The organism is Autumnicola lenta (genome assembly GCF_031846515.1).
Taxonomy (GTDB): Bacteria; Bacteroidota; Bacteroidia; order Flavobacteriales; family Flavobacteriaceae; genus Autumnicola; species Autumnicola lenta.
This window is the reverse complement of sequence record NZ_JAVRHO010000068.1, coordinates 1-884: the sequence shown is the minus strand read 5'-3', so window position 1 is coordinate 884 and position 884 is coordinate 1. Positions and strand designations below refer to the sequence as shown.

The following is an 884-nucleotide window of genomic DNA, read 5'->3' as shown; positions in this document are numbered from 1 at the left end:
CATTTGACAGTAACCCTGCATCGGCAACAATAACAGGTTTATCTAAATTGAACTTTACTGTTGTTTTCTCTATAAAAGGGATCAAAGTGTGCCCTTCATGAATGTTGCCCTCAAAAATATCATAACCAATAGCATAACCCCCAAGTCCCACCAACAGACCAAGAAAAATCTGGGGACTCTGGTGCTTCCCATCTTTGCTGAAGCCTGTTTTTCGAAGATCATCCTCGTCACTGGCTTCAAAATATAGTGTGGTCATATCATAAAAAACAATCCCAACCTTACCTCCAAGAACTTTCATAGTATGAGCAAAGGAAATTTGCTCCACTTGAGTTTTCAAACGGTTATTGAGCTTGTCAAGGAAACGGTATACAGCGTCTATATCTAACCTAACTCCTTGAAAGCGGTAGAGATATTCAATAGTTTTTAATTTACTTAAAGGAAAGGCTAACCGAGCAATCACCAAGTGACGGAACAGATCCTCATTAATTTCATTGAAACCAATCCCGTCATAAATTTTTCCGAAAATGATTTCAGGGCCTACTGTTTTAATACTAGCATTACCCAATGATTCAAATAGTTGATCTATAACAACATCATTTTCGGAAATAAATAATTTTCCTTGAGCTTCCAGCCTTTCTATTTCTTGTTTTCCAAGAAAAATGAGTTTTTGAATATCCTGTTCATCCCTGGAGCTGCCAATGGTCTTAACAACTTTGTATTTCCCTCTTTCTTTGGAGATGATCTGTACAGAAATACTACCGGAGCGATTCTTTAATTTTCTTAAAAACATTCTCAAAAATAGGCTTGCAACACCCATTTGCAAAATTTAATTCAGTAAAATCAGTACCTCCCAAGGTGTTTTTGAAAAAGTGCGGAAGACAGGA

At 36.9% G+C, this 884-nt stretch carries 1 protein-coding gene; it reads right to left on the bottom strand.

The features are described 5' to 3' along the window. Nucleotides 1-817, bottom strand: an 817-nt coding sequence (locus RM545_RS17450; RefSeq protein WP_311496565.1) for an IS1634 family transposase, incomplete at its 3' end; no start/stop codon positions are given. Nucleotides 818-884 lie beyond the last annotated feature (67 nt).